This is a genomic window from Lysinibacillus sp. GJ-1, assembly GCF_021166035.1.
Lineage (GTDB): Bacteria > Bacillota > Bacilli > Bacillales_A > Planococcaceae > Lysinibacillus > Lysinibacillus sphaericus.
This window is the reverse complement of the sequence record NZ_CP088912.1, coordinates 1,237,671-1,257,288: the sequence shown is the minus strand read 5'-3', so window position 1 is coordinate 1,257,288 and position 19,618 is coordinate 1,237,671. Positions and strand designations below refer to the sequence as shown.

6 protein-coding genes are annotated in these 19,618 nt (G+C 35.0%); all 6 read right to left on the bottom strand.

Annotated features, from left to right (window positions below):
- Positions 1–23: 23 nt before the first annotated feature.
- Positions 24–2,378, bottom strand: coding sequence for an FtsX-like permease family protein (locus LO754_RS05745; RefSeq protein WP_231785770.1), 2,355 nt, complete (start codon positions 2,376–2,378; stop codon positions 24–26).
- A 55-nt stretch (positions 2,379–2,433) separates the two neighbouring features.
- Positions 2,434–3,756, bottom strand: a complete 1,323-nt coding sequence (locus tag LO754_RS05740) for an MFS transporter (RefSeq protein WP_024361540.1) — start codon at positions 3,754–3,756, stop codon at positions 2,434–2,436.
- A gap of 293 nt (positions 3,757–4,049) precedes the next feature.
- Entirely contained in the window at positions 4,050–4,799 is a 750-nt protein-coding gene (locus tag LO754_RS05735) for a thioesterase II family protein (RefSeq protein ID WP_231785769.1), read from the bottom strand.
- 28 nt (positions 4,800–4,827) lie between these two features.
- Positions 4,828–5,658: a hypothetical protein gene (locus LO754_RS05730; protein WP_231785768.1), complete on the bottom strand. Its 831-nt coding sequence runs from the start codon at positions 5,656–5,658 to the stop codon at positions 4,828–4,830.
- Entirely contained in the window at positions 5,655–11,420 is a 5,766-nt protein-coding gene (locus LO754_RS05725) for a non-ribosomal peptide synthetase (RefSeq protein ID WP_231785767.1), read from the bottom strand. The genes LO754_RS05730 and LO754_RS05725 overlap by 4 nt, the downstream gene beginning before the upstream one ends.
- 16 nt (positions 11,421–11,436) lie before the next feature.
- Positions 11,437–19,614 (bottom strand): amino acid adenylation domain-containing protein, encoded by an 8,178-nt coding sequence (locus LO754_RS05715; protein WP_435892053.1) that lies wholly within the window; start codon positions 19,612–19,614, stop codon positions 11,437–11,439.
- Positions 19,615–19,618 lie beyond the last annotated feature (4 nt).

Here is a 19,618-nt window from a genome sequence, read left to right as displayed (position 1 = left end):
CCATTGCATCGTCTTTCTACTTCTTAACCCTTTAAAATAACAGATAAATCATCTTTTACAGTTACTTTACAGCACACAGATATCGTAATACCAACTACTACAATTAATGCTAAAGGACATAGTAGCCAAGTCTGCCATGCAACGTTTACTAACTCTATTTTCGCAGCGCCCATAGAAGACATCCCCATACTTACAAGATACTCTCCTAAGTAATTCGAAACTAGTACACCTAAGAAAATTCCTACTAGTAGTACTAGTAGTGTTCCTGCCATATATTGTTGTTTAATATTATTGGCTGTTAATCCCATACTTCGCATAATAGCGATTTGAGACATATCTTTTGATAATAACATTCTCAGGAATAGGGCTGTAATTAAAACAATAATGATTAATGAAATGGCAATTCCACCGATAACAACCGTACTCATTTGGCTAATAATATTGCCAAGCGTTTGCTGAGTATATTCTTTAATATCATTGACCTGTGCAGAGGCATATTGGCTTTGATAATATTCCATTTTTTCTGGGATATTGACATCTTTAGCCACATCCATGTTCACTATATACCAAAGAATCGCATTTTCATTTAATTCCAGACTTGTTGTTGCTTTTGCCGTTTTCCCGCCATTTGTAATATCTTGATAGATACCACTTACTGTCATCTTCTTCTCTGCTCCAGCAACCTTTACAATTACCGTATCTCCGACTTTTTTATCTAATCCATCTTTAGAAGCATTCGCATAAGATAGAGCAATTTCTCCATCCTCTTTCGGCGCATATCCCTCCAAATAACTTAGTGGAAATACTGAAAAATCACCGGTTTCAATATTTATATAATCCCATGCACCTTCTGCATTTTTAACTTGAAACGAGCCTGTAATATAAGCTGCGTATTTTTCAATATCTGGATCATTTGCTAACTCTTCTTGCAATTTTTTATAATCTTCTGTAATCGTATCTGTTTTTCGAAGGTCAATCCTCATATCAGATTTCCCTACACCCATATAAGTAGAGAATTCCGGTGAATTCATTGTGTTATATACACTTATTGGAAGGATAATAATAAATGTACAGATAACAAATATAACGATAAGTAATCTATATAATTTGAAACGCTTAAATACATCCCTAATCCCCATATAAATATTGGTGCTGAAAAATTTATTTTTTAGCAGGGAGAAGCTGTATTTCTTATTCTTACCGCGTTGCATAATATCTGAACGTAGTGCTTCTACAGCAGAAATCTTATCAATTCGTTTTAGCACTTTCTTGAAGTACAACGTAATGATGAAATAAACAAATAATGGCGCTATAAGAGAAAGTACATATTTCAAGTTACCTGATAAATCAGAAGATATGTAAAGTCTCATATTCCCCGTAAACAGATTAACAACTACAAAGGACAGTAAATATCCAACAATACCTGCAACTACAGATATAGCTCTATACTTATTAAGATATACCTTTTTAATATCTTTCTTAGAGATTCCGATCGCTTTCATTACACCGATTTCTCTTAAATCCTCATCAATCGTTGCTAAGAATGTCAGTCTAATACAAAGCGATGCAATAATAATAAGCAAAATACTAATCAGTATAATAACCATTGCTACAATCGTATCTGACATTGCATTAAAGATTAAGAATATTTTTCCGCCAACTGTAGGTCCATTTGCTGGAAGACCTGCATCAATATATGCTGTCTGAACAGCTTGAGCATCGCCAGTCTCAAGTAGTTTGAATTGAATTAAATATTCGCGTTCGCCTACTTGATTGACCAACATTTCATTATAATCTGATTGATTGATAACAAAACGTTTTGACGAAGTAAGTGAAGAATTCATCTCATAATCTCGGGCATAATCTGAAATGGTAAAGTCCTTTTCATAATCGCCTCTTTTTACCGTAATCGTTTCGCCAACTTTTAAGTCATATTGCTGCATAAAATAAATAGGAACAGCTACAGTCCCTTCTTTTACGTCCAACTTATTGTTGTTTAGATCCAATATATAGTCAAAACTTTTATTTTGAACAACAAATGATATGTCCTGTACAGTACCTGCCATTGTATTGTTGTTTCCAAAATGTATATTATTTCCATCTAAAGTGAGAAGAACCATCGTTTCCTGCATAGCAATATGTTCACGTTGTTCTTCTGTAAATTTATCAATATCGCGCTGATTATAATCTCCTGCATGCATCTGCGTGATATCGGCTGGGTGTGCTCTTTCTTGTAGTTCTGACATTGACTGCGTTAAATTTGCAATGATATTTGTTGCACTAGCTCCTAAGATTACTGCCATCGTTATAAAAATAAATATTGTTGCCGTAACAATTTTCTTTCTGTAACAATCATTCTTTACCATCTTCAGAAACAAAGCTATTCCTCCTTCATCTAACTACACGACTTTACTATTTATTAAATTTTTATTATTAAATTGACTGCTCAGTTGGTATTAGCTCAGTATCTTTTTGTTTTTCCATTTCTCGAATACCTTTAGATTTTGAAACAAATAATGCCGTAATTATTAGTCCTACTCCAGAAAGAATGATTAAAAAACCAATTCCCCTTGTTTCACCAGTACCTATAATTTTTCCAACAGAATTTGCTAGAACGCCTCCTTCGACTAACGCTGGGTTAAATACGTAATCGGCCAGAACACCTGCAATAACGTAAGCAACGACGAAACCTATTTGTGATATTAAAGAAATCAGTCCCCATGCTCTACCTTGCTTCTCATTGTCTATCGATTTTCGTATTAAAACATCAATACATGTCGTTGCAAATGGTAATGAAGCAAAGAATAAAAATCCGGAAATAATAATAACTGGGATACTTGTTGTGGCGCCGAATCCTGCCATCGTTATACCAGATACAATGAAACTAACGACCATTACTTTTACAAAATTTCTTTTGATAATTCCTGTACCGATTAAAATACTGGATACCATCATACCGCATGCTACAACTGTCTGAAGTATTCCGGTTGTTTTCTCACTCGCAAATGATAAAATCATAGGTTTTGATAGTACTTGAATAATTCCCATATAGAACATTAAAACGGAAACCAGTACTATAAGAAGCATAACCCCTTTTGATTCAACAATAATTTGCCAGCCTTCTTTTAAATCTTTGAAAAAGTCTAAATCTTTTTTCTCCAAAGGCTTTACCGAAAGCGATTTTCTTACAAAAAGAATTGTTGAAACTGTTACAGCAAGTGTCAAAATATCAATGATGATAATTAATTCCATACTGTAAAATGCTAAAATTAGACCACCAATAATTGGTGAAATCAAAAATTTAGAAGAGGAAGCAATCCCCACCATACCACTTGCCTTTGCATATTCATCCTCTGATAGTAAATCCGTTAGTGTTGCTTTATACGCTGGATCTAATAATGATGCGAAGGCTGAACTAAATCCTACACAAAGACAGATTTGCCATACTTGAATATTTCCTGTATTCATTAGCACTAATAACAAAACGAGTCCCAACCCTGAGACACAATCACCAATAATCATAAGGAGTCTTCTGTCAAATCGATCTGCAAGAACTCCTGCAGCCGGACTGAATAAAATCATGGGAAGTAGCGCTGCCATTTCAACCATAGCAACATCCAATGCGGATTTCGTAAGTTGCCAAACGTATACGCCAAGACCGAAGGCAGTCATACCAGTACCGATATTAGATATCAGCTCCCCCATCCAGATGACCAAGAACTTTTTAAATCCTGCATCTGTCTTTACGTCATTCATAATTCGAATCCTCCTTCGTTTAAAAATTTACTCCAATATTATTTTACAATTTTATCCGTTAAATAACACATATATATTTGAATTTTTTTTATTTTTTTCCATAATCTAATACCTTTTTATATGTAAAAACAGCTTCAAATATCGGTTTCTCATTTTCAAGTATTATTGTTATGCAAGCAGTCCTCTTTTTATTTCCGTAAAACACGCTCTTTCCGTCTGCGACACTCTGTTTATAAAAGTTGCACCATTCAATTCCCAGATCTAAGAATCCTTAGACCTGGGAAGAACAGTAACTACCTCACTTTAATTTCTAAGTTAAGAAACTGATTGATGAACGTGACAACTTCCTTTTCCATATTATGAATAAACATATGCTCTGCATTTTCAATAGAAGTTACATTTAAATCTTGAACAAGATAATCATCCCACATGATCGCTGAACGAATATTCTCTGATTTATCATTTTCTCCCCATAACAAATGTGTTTCGATATCAATTTTTTTGTATGGCGCTTTTGCTGAGGATTCTAAAATGCCATAATCAGCGCGAAATATTGGAAGCATAATATTCATTAACTCTTTGTCTTTTAATACAGCCTCTGGCATACCACCATAAACCTGTATTTGCTTTATCAAGTCCTCATTACTCAACTTGCTATACTGTTTATTTGCAAAACTGGATGGTGCAACAGATGCAGATAATATTAATGTTTTTGGAAGAATTTTTTCTTGATTTTGAAACATTCTTTCTAACAAAAAATATGAAACTACGCCACCCATGCTATGCCCCAAAAATACGCTTCCTGGGCGAATAATCTTTGATATCTCCTGATAATATAGCGAAATCAGTTCATGAATATCACTAATTAGTTCGAGTTGAGAACCAAAATGTCCAGGAGGATTCGCCACCCATATTTCAACATCCTCCGGCATTGCACGCACAATTTCATTGAATGAGTTGACATAGCCCCCTAGATAAGGAAAACAAATTAACTGCCCCTTACTACCTTCTTTGGATTTGAAAAATGTTTTTAGCTCCATCATGATATTTCTCCTATTTTTCAACTAAAAATTATGCTCCCATCCCAACATAATCGGGTAACACTTGAAGCTTTTGTTCAATATTTCTCTTCTTCGTAATGAAATGCATAATAACAACAGACACTGCAAAAAATGCAATCTGTAATAATTGAACTTGTGCATTAAAATAATATAACTCTAGTCTCGCACCTGATGAAATGAGCCAGAATAATAAAACGTAAAACAGTAGATTTCCGTTTGTCGCATTAAACATATAACTAATAAATATAAGGAATAACATTAATTGAATAACGTACAATGGAAAAATAGCTGCCAATTCAAATGATGTAATTACATAACCTGGTAATACATAGATACCGAATATAAGACCTGTTATTACACCCGCTTTTATATTACTGTTATATTTTTTCTGAAGATACGGCATTAAAAATCCGATCCAGCCAAGTACTCCACCAAGAATTCCTGCTTCTTCAAACAGATTTTTAACTACTTCTATGACCATTTGCTTAAAAGTTAATGTCATCTCTGGTACATCAAAACCAACAGCAATGGAACCGTAATGAATACTACCTACATAAATAAGAAACAAACCGATTATGATTGGAAACCATATCAAATCTTTTTTTCTAGGAATAAACTTAGAAAATAGATTTTTTATCGCCTCAAAGCCCCCCATTAACCAATAAACAAATAAACCTGCAATGGATGGCGAATACAAAGCAATCATAACAATCGGGTTCGTAAAGGACGTTTCACCAAAAAGTTTTGTAAAAAAATCATTGAAAATCATAGATGCTGATGCAAGCCCCCAACATAAGCCAAATGTAATAATTAAATAAATCGTTAAATATTTATTTTTCATTGTGATACCCTCCCTTGTTCGCTTCTTTTTTCTACAATAGTTCTAAATTTTTTCTCATCAATTCCAATAACATCTTCAATTTCAATGTAAAGGTGGTCACTATCATAATTTAATGTTACAGACATACGGGCAAGGCTGTTTTCAGTATTGTTATGACTAAATGCTTGTTTCTCCTCCGCTTTAACAAATCCTTGGAAATTATAGAGGATGAAATTACAGTACTGTTTATCATTGAAATAGTATTTTCTAAGGAGTTGATTTAATTTTGGATAGTCCTTACTAAATCGTTCTTCCCCAAGTAATGCGAGATAATTGATGGAATGATCTTTACAAAGTTGAATGGCCGTTTCAACCGATGTTCTATTTCCTTTTTCACTAATAATCGGTACAATATCTAAAAACTCGCCTACGCTATTATAAAAATCCTTCCCCTGATAACTTCTTGCATACTCCAGCACTGCAAAGGGAATGACTTCTGTATTTGTGTAATCTCTTAAAATATCAGATACAAAATCGAATGCATACCACCAAATATCTAAATGCTTTTTATCTGATAAAGGAATGATAATTTCTATATTATTTCGCAAGGCTGTATTACGCTTTGGTTGTGCCATTACCTTACGATTATTTTCACTCCACTTCACCAAATTAAATTTTTCAATTAGCTCCTTCTCACTAATCCCTAATGGCCCTTCGTTTAGCACATCAACATACTCTTTAAAACTTCGAATAGTATTTTCCATGCTCGTTGTACCTTTTAACCCCTGTTCAATCTGAGTTTTGATAATCTCGGCACTCATACCATCGAATATCAAATGATCGGCACCCCAGATAATGAGATGTCTCGTATCACTTTCTTTTAATACACACATTCGCCACAGTAGTTCATTATTTGAGTAGGTTCTTAAAAGTATTTCTTCACTAAGCTTATTGATGATAGTTGTTTTTACACTCTCGGTATACATAGATATATCTACATATGTAAGATAATTACTCATAATGGTTTCTAATTTGAGTACTTCATACTCACACCATTTCTTTTCGCCATCGGTTTCCACCAATGAACAACGCAGCAACTGATTGTTACTTATTACGTCTGCAATAGTATTCTTTATTCTATTTTTCGAAATTATTCCATCGAAATGGCTTATAAATCCACTATAGTTCGACCCCTTTGACATATGACCTTTCTGAATTGGGGAAAGAGAAAACGCCATTCTCGTATCAGATGCAGTAATAATGTCAGAGAGACCTTCAATACGCGCAATAACATTCTTTACGAGACTAGTAATTTGTTTCGCATTTAATTCTATATCTTTGCTTGTCCTTATCTTATCAATCATAGGCGGCGATACTTCCGCAAGCGGTTCTATGGATGCAGCAATTTTTTCTGCTGTCTGGTACTGGAAAATTTCATTAATTTTGAGGTCCACACCTTTGTTAGACAATGCCTTTACTAAAGCAATGGCTTTAATTGATTGACCACCGAAATGAAAGAAGTTGTCTTTCAATCCAAATTCCTTAACATCCAGTATCATCTGCATTGTTTTCAGAATCGTTTTTTCTAAAGTTGTTCTTGGCTCATCCTGCACTATAACTTTTTGAGAATATTGTTCTGCGTTTACAAGCGCTTTTCGATCAACTTTTCCACTAAAGTTGAGAGGAAATTCTTTTAAGACCACAAATTTAGATGGAATCATATATTCAGGTAATCTATTATTTAAATGATTGCGCACATACTCTCCATCATATTTTTCTATATGATGATTTTCATTCACCGTATAGTAAGCCGTCATATATAGCGTGTCTAGATGATCCCTTTCGGCAGTAACAATGACATTTTTTATTCCATCGATATTTTTTATATGTCGCTCAACTTCACCAAGCTCGACTCTGAATCCTCTTAGTTTTATCTGAAAATCTTTGCGACCTAAAAATACAAGTTGGCCTCTGCTGTTCCACATCACTTTATCACCAGTACAGTACACTCTTTTACCGCCTACTGCATCAAGGGTAATAAATTTTTCATTTGTAAGGTCTTCTCTATTTAGATACCCTACTCCTACCCCATCTCCACCTAAACATAATTCACCTGCAACGTTCATCGGTACCAACTGTTTCTTTTCGTCCACAACATAAACTGTTGTATTCGATATTGGAATACCAATAGGAATAATGGAAACATCCTCTATATCATCTATCGGGTAATATGTTGCAAATACTGCCGATTCGCTTGGACCATAGGCATTAATAAGCTTCCCCTTGCCAATTTGATTTACTGTTTGTTGCGCATGTGTGAGCGAAATCTGCTCTCCCGCTACAATGATTTTACGTACATTCTTCAAAAATTCGACTTTTCCGTCAACTAACATATGGAATAAAGCGGTTGAAATACAAAAAACACTAATTTCTTTCTTCTCTATAAATTCCGCTAGCAAAGGAATATCAAGGGAGGTCTCTCTTGGAATAATGACAAGATTAGCACCATTCAGTAAAGCGCCATAAATATCAAATACAGAACAATCAAATACATAATTAGATATCTGCATAATGCGGTCATTTTCGTTAATATCAATATAGTTCGTATTCTTCACGACACGCACGACATTTTTATGCTTAATTAATGTTCCTTTCGGTTTACCTGTAGAACCGGACGTATAGATAACATAAATCAGATCATCACTATTGAAATATTGCGATGTATAGGTGGATTCTATGCCCATATCTTGTTCTCGATTGAGTGTATTTTCATCTTTATCGATTAGGAATTTTTCAATATTTACACTTATTTTTTCTTCCAAAGAATAATCTGTAACGATTACTTTGCTGTGACAATCCTCTAGAATATAATCAATTCTCTCTTGAGGAAATTTAGGATCAATCGGCACATAGACAGCGCCAAGTTTCATAATGCCCAACATACTGACAATTTGCATATAACCGCGGTCTAAAAGTATGGCCACCTTATCTTGGTATCCAACATTTCTATCTTTAAGTTTTTCAGCTAACTGATTTGCCATATTATTTAACTGTTTGTAAGAAATTTTATCTTCCAACCATTCAATAGCAATAGCATTTGGCGTATCTCTAGCATAGTCTTCAAAAATAGTTAACACTGTTTTATGTGCTGGATAATCCGTAGTCGTTTGATTTACTGTTTCAATAAGCCAGTTCCGCTCTTCCACAGTCATCATATCAATATCTTTAAGCTTTACGTTTACATCCTTGAGCATTTGCGAAATGATATAAATGAGTCGCTCGCCCATGACACGAATCGTATCTTCTTTATACAATGCTTTTGAATAGTCAATATCCATATAAAATTGCTGATTCTTTTCTTCTAATGTAAAACTAATATCAAATTTCACATTAATTTCGTTATTTTCATATGGTGTTAAGGAAAGTCCTTCAATATTGACCTCATCCGTACCAATATTTATATAATTAAACAAAATATCAAATAACGGATTTCTAGATACACTCTTTGGTATACCAAGTTCCTCCACTAGCAATTCAAACTGACAATCTTGATTATCATAAGATTTGACTAGCTTATTTTTTGTATACTGAAGAAATTCTTCTAGTGGTATATCTTCATCGAGCTCACTTTTAATAGCCAAAGTATTAACAAACATACCGACAATCGATTCTAATTTTGCATGGTTTCTGCCTGAAATAACTGTACCAATGACAATATCTTTTTGGTTTGTATATTTCCAGAGCATGATATTAAGGGCTGCCATAATAAACATGTATGGTGTGATTCCATGCTTCTTAGTGAAAGCAAGAATTCCTTGATTTATATCACGTTCAAAAGAATAGTGAATTTTACCGCCTTCATAGCTTATAAACTCTGGTCTGTCATAATCGGTATACAAATCTAGTACTGGAACACCTTCTTTAAATTCATTTTTCCAATAGTCCAGTTGCTTTTGCACTTTTCCGCTGTTGTAAAAATCGTTTTGCCATTTAGCAAAATCTTTATATTGAATCTCTAAATCTGGAAGCTCCTCACCCTGATACATACAGCCGATTTCTTTTAGCAGGATATCTAAAGAACTCTGGTCCGAAATAATATGATGCATATCCAGAACCATGACATGTTCTTCCTCATTTAAGCTAATAAAAGTTACGCGCAATAATGGTGCTTTTTCAAGGTTAAATGGCTTTAAATTTGCTGTTATTGCTTCTTCTAACCGCTCTTTTTCAGACGTTTGAAACTTTACTTTGAAATCAACATTGTCTTCAATAATTTGAACTATTTCACCATCGACCATGTCGAACCGAGTTTTGAATGCCTCATGTCTTTCGACCACTTTAGAAAAGCATTGTTGGATTTTAGTATGCTCTAATCTTCCTTTGACATGATAGACGGCTGCAAAATTATACGGGATTGCATCCTCCACCAATTCGTTCATTATGTACATTCTCTTTTGTGCAGAGGATGCTTCATAATATTTCTGAACGCCCAGCTTTTCAATTACATCTACTGATTTTTGATCTAAATGCGCATCTATATATTGTTCCATTTTGCCAAATGTTGAATGAATAAATACGTCAGACACTGGAAACTCAATTTTTAATGTTTCCTTGATTTTCGAAGAAAGCATAATTGCATTCAGTGAATCTCCACCCATTTCAAAGAAATCACTCGTTTTCTGAATATCTGTTACACCAATTACTTCTTCCCAAAGCTTCCTTAATACAACAGCAGGGTCGAGTTGCTCCATTTCAACTTTTTCTATAGTAGAATGTATTGAATTATTACTTGGTAAAGGATTTATGGAATTCACTACGTCACTATCATATTCTTTTTTATCGAAGACATATGTTGGTAGTGCAACTCTTTTTAACGAAGAAGTAGTAGCAGCACTGATCATATCCCAATCAATTTTCAGCCCTCTACACCATAGGTCCCCGATAAGGCGGTAAACATTATTGATAAAGCTATCACTCGAATTTTCTATCAGATTCAAGACATTTTCAGCTTCAACATTTGTCATACATCGTTTTGTAATCGAATTTTCTAAATCACTACTGCCAAGTTTTATGACAAGTGCATCTTCAATATGTTGTTTAGCTTTTATACCAGGCTTTTTTATTAACGGAATTTGTTTTTTTCTTAAATCATATTTTTCATAAATGGCTTCATACGTAGCAAGTTGTCCATATGTTTGAATTATGCTAATTGCATCCCTCAAGGTCACTGCACCTGCGCAAACCATAGATACAAGTTCAGCAATCCCTTCCCCAACTAATGCGGATGGTTGAACGCCAAGCTCCCTTAGCATCTGGACACATGCATATCCACCTAGCAATGCTCTATAACACTTGACCTCATTATCATCATTTTCAATGTTTCTTACTTTTTCTGCAGTTTGCTGTGGTAACATTTTTAATAGCTGCTCTACTGTACGTTCATAACCTTTTAATAGGGGATAGAGACCTTCTACCGTCCCGCTTTTTCTCCATAAAATATTAACATCTTGTACACCAGGTAATATTAATACAAGGTTTCGTTTCCTTTTCCCATTGTTACTGCAGACATGGAAAGTACTACTTTCCATGTCTTTTCTGCTCGTAACAAACACTTTTCTATGTTCTAATGCTCTTCTCCCTTTTTGAAGGGTCCAGGAGGCATCTGCTAAATCAATTTGATGGAGTTCCTTTAAATAACTCATCACTTGCGCAGAGGTATTATTCAAAGCCTCCCAACTCTTTGCAGAGAAAGGTAAAATGTATGAAATATTGTCTCTTTGCATGTTGTTCCATACCTCCTTACTTTGGCGCTTCTTCTAAAACAATATGTGCATTCGTTCCACCGATGCCAAAAGAGCTGACTGCTGCTTTTAGTTTCCCATGAGTTGTTTCTAGCTTCTTCGCCTCAGTATTGAAATAAAATGGACTGTTGTTAAGATCTAGTTTTTCATTAGGCTGATTAAAATTAATCAATGGTGGTACTACTTTTTTATCAAGCACTAAAACTGTTTTTATAAATCCTGCCACTCCTGCTGCTGCATCAAGATGACCGATGTTTGCTTTTACCGCTCCAATAGCACAGTAATTTTTTTTATTCGTTCCCCACGCCTGTTTTAAAGCTTCTATTTCAATTGGATCTCCTAAAGAAGTTCCCGTGCCATGTGCTTCTACAAAACTAATCTCCTCTGGTTTAATACCAGCGTTGCCTAATGCAGATTTAATGACATCTGTTTGGCTTTTAATACTTGGTGCCGTATAGCCAATTTTATCAATACCATCATTGTTAACTGCAGAGCCTTTAATGACTGCATATATATGATCGTTGTCTTTTAAAGCTTTTTTCAAAGGTTTTAACAATACGACGCCGCATCCGTTCCCAGAAACCGTACCTGATGAATCATCAGAGAAAGGTCGACAATGGACATCTTTTGAAAAGATCATACCTTCATGCCATAGATAGCCTTCTTTTCGAGGATAGGAAATACTTACTCCACCTGCGATTGCCATATCCGCCTCTCCATTTATAACAATCTGTGCTGCTTGATGGATTGCAACAAGAGACGTAGAACATGCCGTCTGAATGTTCATATTAGGACCTTTTAGATTCAACTTGTAGGCAATTCTAGTTGTCAGAAAATCCTTCTCATTGTATGTGATTGCTTCGAATGCATCGATGATATCATTCTGGTTGTTCCCAAACTTTGACATCCATAACAGATTGGAACCACTTCCAGCGTACATAGCAATTTTTCCGTCATAGTCGAATGAATTGTATCCCGCATTTTCCAATAGTTCATACGTACATTGATGTAATAAACGTATTTGAGGGTCCATCATGCTCGCTTCTTTATCCGAATAGTCAAATAGTTTTGCGTCAAAATATTCTACATCCTTTAAGAAGCCTTTTGCCCTTACATAGTTCTCTTTCTCAAATACTTCTTTAGGAATGCCACTTTGTAAAAGATCGTCATCATTAAAGAAATGAATACTCTCCTTGCCATTGACAATATTCTGCCAGAATGAATGAATGTTTTCTGCGTCTGGGAATCGACATGCCATTCCGATTACAGCTACATCATCATTACGAATTCCCTCGGTATTCACCGCTTCAGTTGAATCCTCGAAGGCTTCATCAAATCCGTCGTCATCAAAATAATCTTGATCAAATGATGGTTCCTCGGCAGTCGTCTCGTTTTGGCTACCATTCTTACCACTTTCCTGTGATAATTCTTGAACTAAACCATCTATGGTCGGATATTCAAAAAGCTTCATTACTGGAATCGTTAGCCCTAACTCACTATTAATCTTGTTATTGACCATCATTAATGTTAATGAAGTCCCTCCTACATCAAAGAAGTTATCATAGACACCAATATGGTCTTTTTGTAAAATCTCTTTCCAAATTTTCAGTATTTCACTTTCAAGTACTGATTTTGGTGGCATATTAACCTCAAGTACTTTCTTTTCCTCTAAGGTTGCTAATGCATTTTTGTTAATCTTTCCATTTGGAAGAACAGGCATGTTATCTAATTGCATATATTCAGTAGGTACCATATAATTTGGCAATTTTGACTGTAACCAGTTCTTTAGCCATAGTGAATCTTTTCTTGCTGCACTAGGCGCATCATCCTTTAGGCAATAATATAATGTCAAATTTTTGTTATAATCTGCATCTTCATTTGCCTTTACTACAACTATGTTGACATTTGAATGTTCTAAAGCAGCTTTTTCAATTTCACCAAGCTCAATTCGATACCCTCTGATTTTAATCTGATTATCTAATCTACCAGAAATTTCTGTTTCACCATTAGCATGCATTCTCCCTCTATCACCCGTTTTGTAAACTTTAATACCAGGTAAATCTTCTACTAAAGTGAACTTTTTATCTGTTTCTAGCTTATCGTTGTAATAGCCCCTTGCAAGGCCTTCTCCTGCAATACATATTTCTCCATAAACACCATACGGTTGTAACTGTTGTTCTTCATTCAAAATAAAAATTTGTGTATTGGCAATTGGCTTACCGATACTTATATAATCTGAATGTGTAAGATCTTTTGTAGTTGACCATATAGTAGTTTCAGATGGTCCATACATATTATAGATACTTGCTAGAGATTTTGACCTTATATCTTGAAGTAGTTGAATTGGGAAATTCTCTCCACCACTTAAAATACATGTCAACTGTGATAATGCCGGTGCAAACGCAGGATTATCGACAAATGTTTTAATTCTAGATACCGTACTTAAAATATGCGTAACCCCATATTTTATAATTTTTTGTGCAGCTAATGTTGAATCTAGCTGTTCGATTTCATCTGCCATGTATATAGAATGACCTGTGCACATTGGTACAATGGATTCAAATGCAAAAATGTCAAATGATAATGTCGTTAAGCAAATGACTCTATCCTCTTCATTTCTAAAAATCCTTCTATTGACAATATCGTATATAAAATTAATGACAGAGGCATGATTGACCATAACGCCTTTTGGTTTTCCTGTTGATCCAGAAGTAAATATCGTATAGGCTAGTGAATTTACGGTGCAGGTAACTTCAGGATTTTTAATATTCTGTTCGTTTGCTTCTAATGCCCTACAGTCTATAGAGACACCGTTATAATCGACTGTTCCTACATGATCTCTATCTACTAACAATGCCTTTGGTTTGCTTAATTGCATCATATGGTCAATTCGCTCTTTTGGATAATTATGATCAATCGGAACATAGGCAGCCCCTGCTTTTAAAATGCCAAGCATACCAGCTAACATATTTTCATTCCTTGTTGTCATAAGTCCAACTAAATCTTCGTGTGCGACATGTAAGGATAGTAACTTGTGGGCAATTATATTGGCTTTTTTATTCAATTCTCGGTATGTCCAGACTGTACCATCTGAAGTAATCAATGCTGTTTTATCTGGATGTTTATCGACATTTCTTTCAAACATTTTGTGAAGTGTTACTTGTTCTGCTATATCAAGCTTGGTCTCTTCTAATTGTCTTAAGATGTTGTCTTTATCTATAGAAGAAACTACATTCATTTTGCCAATTAGCGTTTCGCTATCCTTTAAGATACTTTCAAGAATTGTCTTGTAATTACTTTGCATTCTCTCCATCGTATCCTCGTTAAATAGATCAGTTGAAAAGTCAATAAAACAGTCAATTTCTTTATTCTTGCTCTGTTGTTGACATGTTAGAACTAAATCATAAGCAGAAGTTTGCGTATCAAATTGGAATGGACTAATTTTTATGCCATCAATATTCAAATCGTGAGTCTCCATGTTTTGGAAATCAAAACAAACATCAAACAGTGCGTTGCGGTTTAGTGTCCGCTTAATATCCAGTTGCTCAATCAAATCATCGAATTGATATTCTTGATTTTTTAATGCTTGAATGGTATTTTCTTTCACTTCATGGAAGAAATCGATAAACTTTTTCTTTGCCATTGGCTTGTTTCTTATCGCAAGCATATTAACAAACATACCCATGATATCCTTGACTTCATCTGTTGTACGTCCTGCTACTGGTGAACCAATCACGATGTCTTCCTGTCCAGAATATCTTTGAAGCAATACATACCAAGCACTTAGTAACGTCATATACATCGTGGCACTATTTTTTTGTGCAAACTTTTCCAATCTCTCCGCCATTTCACTTTCAATAGAAAAATGAATTCTTTTTCCTGCGAAAGTTTTGATTGCAGGTCTTTCCTTATCAATCGGAAGCTCCAATACAGGAATCCCATCTTTAAACATCTCAGTCCAATATTTTTTAGATTCTTGTATTTTTTCAGATGCTAGATACTGATTTTGCCATTCTGCAAAATCTTTATAGTGCACAGTTAATGGTGGCAACGAAGAAACATATAAATCATTAAAATCTTTTGTTAAAATTTCAACAGATGTTCCGTCTGCAATAATATGGTGTACATCGAATAGTAGTATGGATTTTACATCTGAAACTGTCACTAATTTCAGTCTACATAAAGGCGCTTTCGATAAATCAAAAGGTCTTATGAAGTCGTCAATTAAATCTTTTATTTGATCATCATTGTCTATCAATTGTTCTGTAAAAGTTAATTCCATATCTACATGGTCTTCAATCAGCTGGACAACTTTATTATCTTTAATGTCAAAGGATGTTCTTAATATTTCATGTCGCATCAATAGTTTTTCAGCAACTTCTCGCACCTTTTCCTCACTTAATTTTCCTTCTATTATTGTGGCTGAAGGAAGATTATAGGCGGTACTTGTTTTATCCAGCAAATGCAAACTATACATACGCTTTTGCGCTGAAGAAGTATTATAATAAGCAGCTTTTTTTAATGGGACTATTTTATTTTTATTTACAGAATGTCCATTCAAACTAGCGATATAGGTATTCATTTTCTTTGGTGTCGTATGTTTAAATATTTCAGTAACAGCTATTTTTATACCTGTTTTACTCTCTATCACATTAGAAAGGCTTACCGCTTTTAATGAATCTCCGCCTAATTCAAAGAAATCCTGATTTTCTGTGATATTTTCAAATCCTAGTACGGATTTATAAGATTCAATAATGCATTCCTCTAAAGAATCCTTGCTTTCAATTGTTGCCGTAACTTGCTCTGAAGCTTCGAGTACTTTTTGTATTTCCGGATTACTTCTCAATGTATTTCCTTCTTGAGCTATTGTAATTGTAATAGGGTATCGTTTTTTCTCGAAATGATAGACTGGTAGCGACACTCTATTGCGGACGTTACTGCCCATAAATTTCTGCCAATTTAGTTTTACTCCAGCACTCCAAGCAAGTCCAAGTTTTGCATAAACATATTCCAAATCATGTTCTTTTTCTATTGCGTGCCGTAAAATATTTAGGAATATTTGCCCTTCTTTTCTCTCTTTATGCTGTAATGCAAAGGTACATAAAGATCTTCCTCCACCTATCTCGATAAAGGCTGCATGCTCATCTTGTAAGATTAATGCTAGGTTTTTATCAAATTGTACTGGGTTTATAATATGTTCTGCCCAATATGTTGGCGTGCACATTTCATTTTCCTTCACCCATTCACCAGTGACATTTGAAACAATCGGAATGGATGGATTGTTAAATTGAAATGCTTTGAGATATTCGCTGAACTCCGTTGCGGCATCCTGCATCATATAGGTATGGAATGCATGTGAGGTTTTAAGTATTGTCGCACCAATGCCTTTTTCTGACATTATTTTCTCAAATGCCTCTATTTTTTCTTTCGTTCCACCTACGACACAACGATCCGAAGTATTATTTAATGCTAACGATACGCCATCAATTAGCATTTCTTTCACTTCGTCTACACCTTTCATTACAGCAAGCATGACACCTGACTTCTGCTTCTGCATAATATCTCCACGGGCTCTGACAATTTTTACGGCATCAGCAAGACTCCATACGCCTGCAACTGCTGCGGCTGTTACTTCACCAATACTGTGTCCGATAAACGCCTTTGGCATTATCCCTACATCTATCAGTATTTTGGCAAGTGAAAATTCCGTAACAAACAATGCAAATTGACTATATTTTGTCTGATTAACGAGAGAGGAATCTGCATTGCCATAGATAATATCAAAGAATTCATGTTGTTCTTCTTCATTGAGATAGCCGAATATTTCATCAACATACTGACGGTAACGTTTACCTATAAAGCTGTCTGTTGCGTAATATAACTCTCTTCCGATTCCTTGATATTGGCTGCCCTGTCCTGAAAACATAAAGTAAACATTCTTACCTTCGTCAGCTTTTTTACATTCACTGTCAAGAATATCTTCTATAAATTCATCGACATTTATATCCTTTCCAAGATGCTCATTCACTACAATAGCTTTTCTATATTTGAAATGCTTTCTGCCCGCCATCAATGTCCAAGCAGCATCGGAACGGTTTATACTTTGATCTGACGCAACATACTTTAGCGTTGATTTTATATTTTCAATTAATGCATTTTTTGTTTTTGCTGAAAACAGGAACAGATTTGTTTTTTCTTCCTTACTGCTGTTTTTTACAGTTGGTGCTTCCTCCAATACCATATGTGCATTCGTTCCACCAACACCAAATGAATTAATGCCAGCTCTAAGAGGGAGATTGTTGTTATTTTGCCATTCCATACCATTACTTTGTACAATAAATGGTGTCTCATCAAAATTAATCTTTGGATTAGGATTTTTATAATTTACTGTCCCAGGTATAAATCGATTCTTTAAGCTTAATGCAACTTTTATCAATCCTGTTACACCTGCTGCCGTATCAGTATGGCCGATATTGCCTTTTACAGAACCTAATAAACTGTATCTCTTTTTATCTGTGGCAAATGCTTTTGTTAACGATTCAACCTCAATCGGATCGCCTAATATAGTACCTGTCCCATGTGCTTCAATATAGCCGACCGTTTCGGGATCGATTTCTGCTCGTTTATAAGCTTCCCTTATTACCTCCGCCTGCCCATCTACACTTGGCGCAGTAAAACCTGCCTTTTGACTGCCATCATTATTAATAGCAGAGCCTTTAATAACTGCATAAATATGATCTCCCGCTTCCAGTGCCTCATCTAGTCTCTTTAATACAACAATTCCCATTCCATTTGAAAATATTGTACCGCTAGCTTCTGCATCAAATGGACGACAGTGCCCATCAGATGAAAACATCATCCCATCTTGATACATATAACCACCATCATTTGGAAGTTCAACAGTAACACCGCCAGCAATAGCTATATCACATTCTCCTAACATGAGAGATTGACATGCTAGATGTGTCGTAACGAGGGTCGTTGAGCATCCAGTAAGTGATGAGAACACAGGCCTTTTAATATTAAATTTGTAAGCTAACCTTGTTGCAAGAAAATGATTCGTACTCATTGTAAATGCTTGATACATATCACTGTAATTGTCATTATTGCCCAATGCTTCGTTATACCATTGGAAATCATCTGAACCACCGATGAAGATGCCCATCTTATCTTCTGTCGATTCTGGATAATATCCCGCATCCTCCAAGGCCTCCCATGTTCCTTTGTACAAAAGCCTTAACTGCGGCGACATAAGATTTACTTCGCTCGGTGTATATTCGAAAAATTCTGAATCGAAGTATTCAATGTCATCTACACGACCTTTAGCCTTTACATAATTCCTGTTGTGAATCGTTTCTTCACTAATGCCAAGGTTGCGAAGTTCTTCATCATTATAAAAATGAATACTCTCTTTTTCATGTTTCAAGTTATGCCAAAAATCCTTAATATTATCGGCACCTGGAACGTCAATTGCCATTCCAATAATGGCAATATCAGAATAGACTGATTTTTTCTTTCTCTTGAAAAAATTCTTTCTGTCCTGAATTTCTACCTTTTCGTTTTTCATCATTTGCTCAGATAATAGACGTATCGTTGGGAATTGATATAAAACAGTAATAGAAAATTCCATATCAAGTACTTGCTTTAATCTGCTATGTACTAGAATCGCAGCCATGGAATGCCCACCAATTTCAAAGAAATTATCTTCTATTCCTACATGATCAATTTCTAATACCTCTTTCCAAATACGAGCAATAATTGTCTCTAATTCAGATTCTGGTACTTGATTAATTGTCGTAGTGTGATGATTATAGGTAGTATCTGCAATAAGTATTTTCCGGTCTATTTTCCCACTACTATTAATCGGCATTTTCTCCATATGAACAAAGAATGCTGGAATCATATAGTCAGGTACATAATGACTTAAAAATGCTCTTAACTCAGCTACAGGCACTTGTTGTGGAGCAACATAATAAGCACATAGTACAGGTAAATGGTTGGAAGATTGCTTCGTAACTACTACAGCTTCTAAAATGCCATCAAACTGAACCATTGCATTTTCAATTTCTCCCAGTTCAATCCGTAATCCGCTAATTTTAACTTGGTGATCCATTCTCCCCATAAATTCGATATTGCCGTCAGGAAGCCATCTCGCCAAATCACCTGTTTTATACATCTTC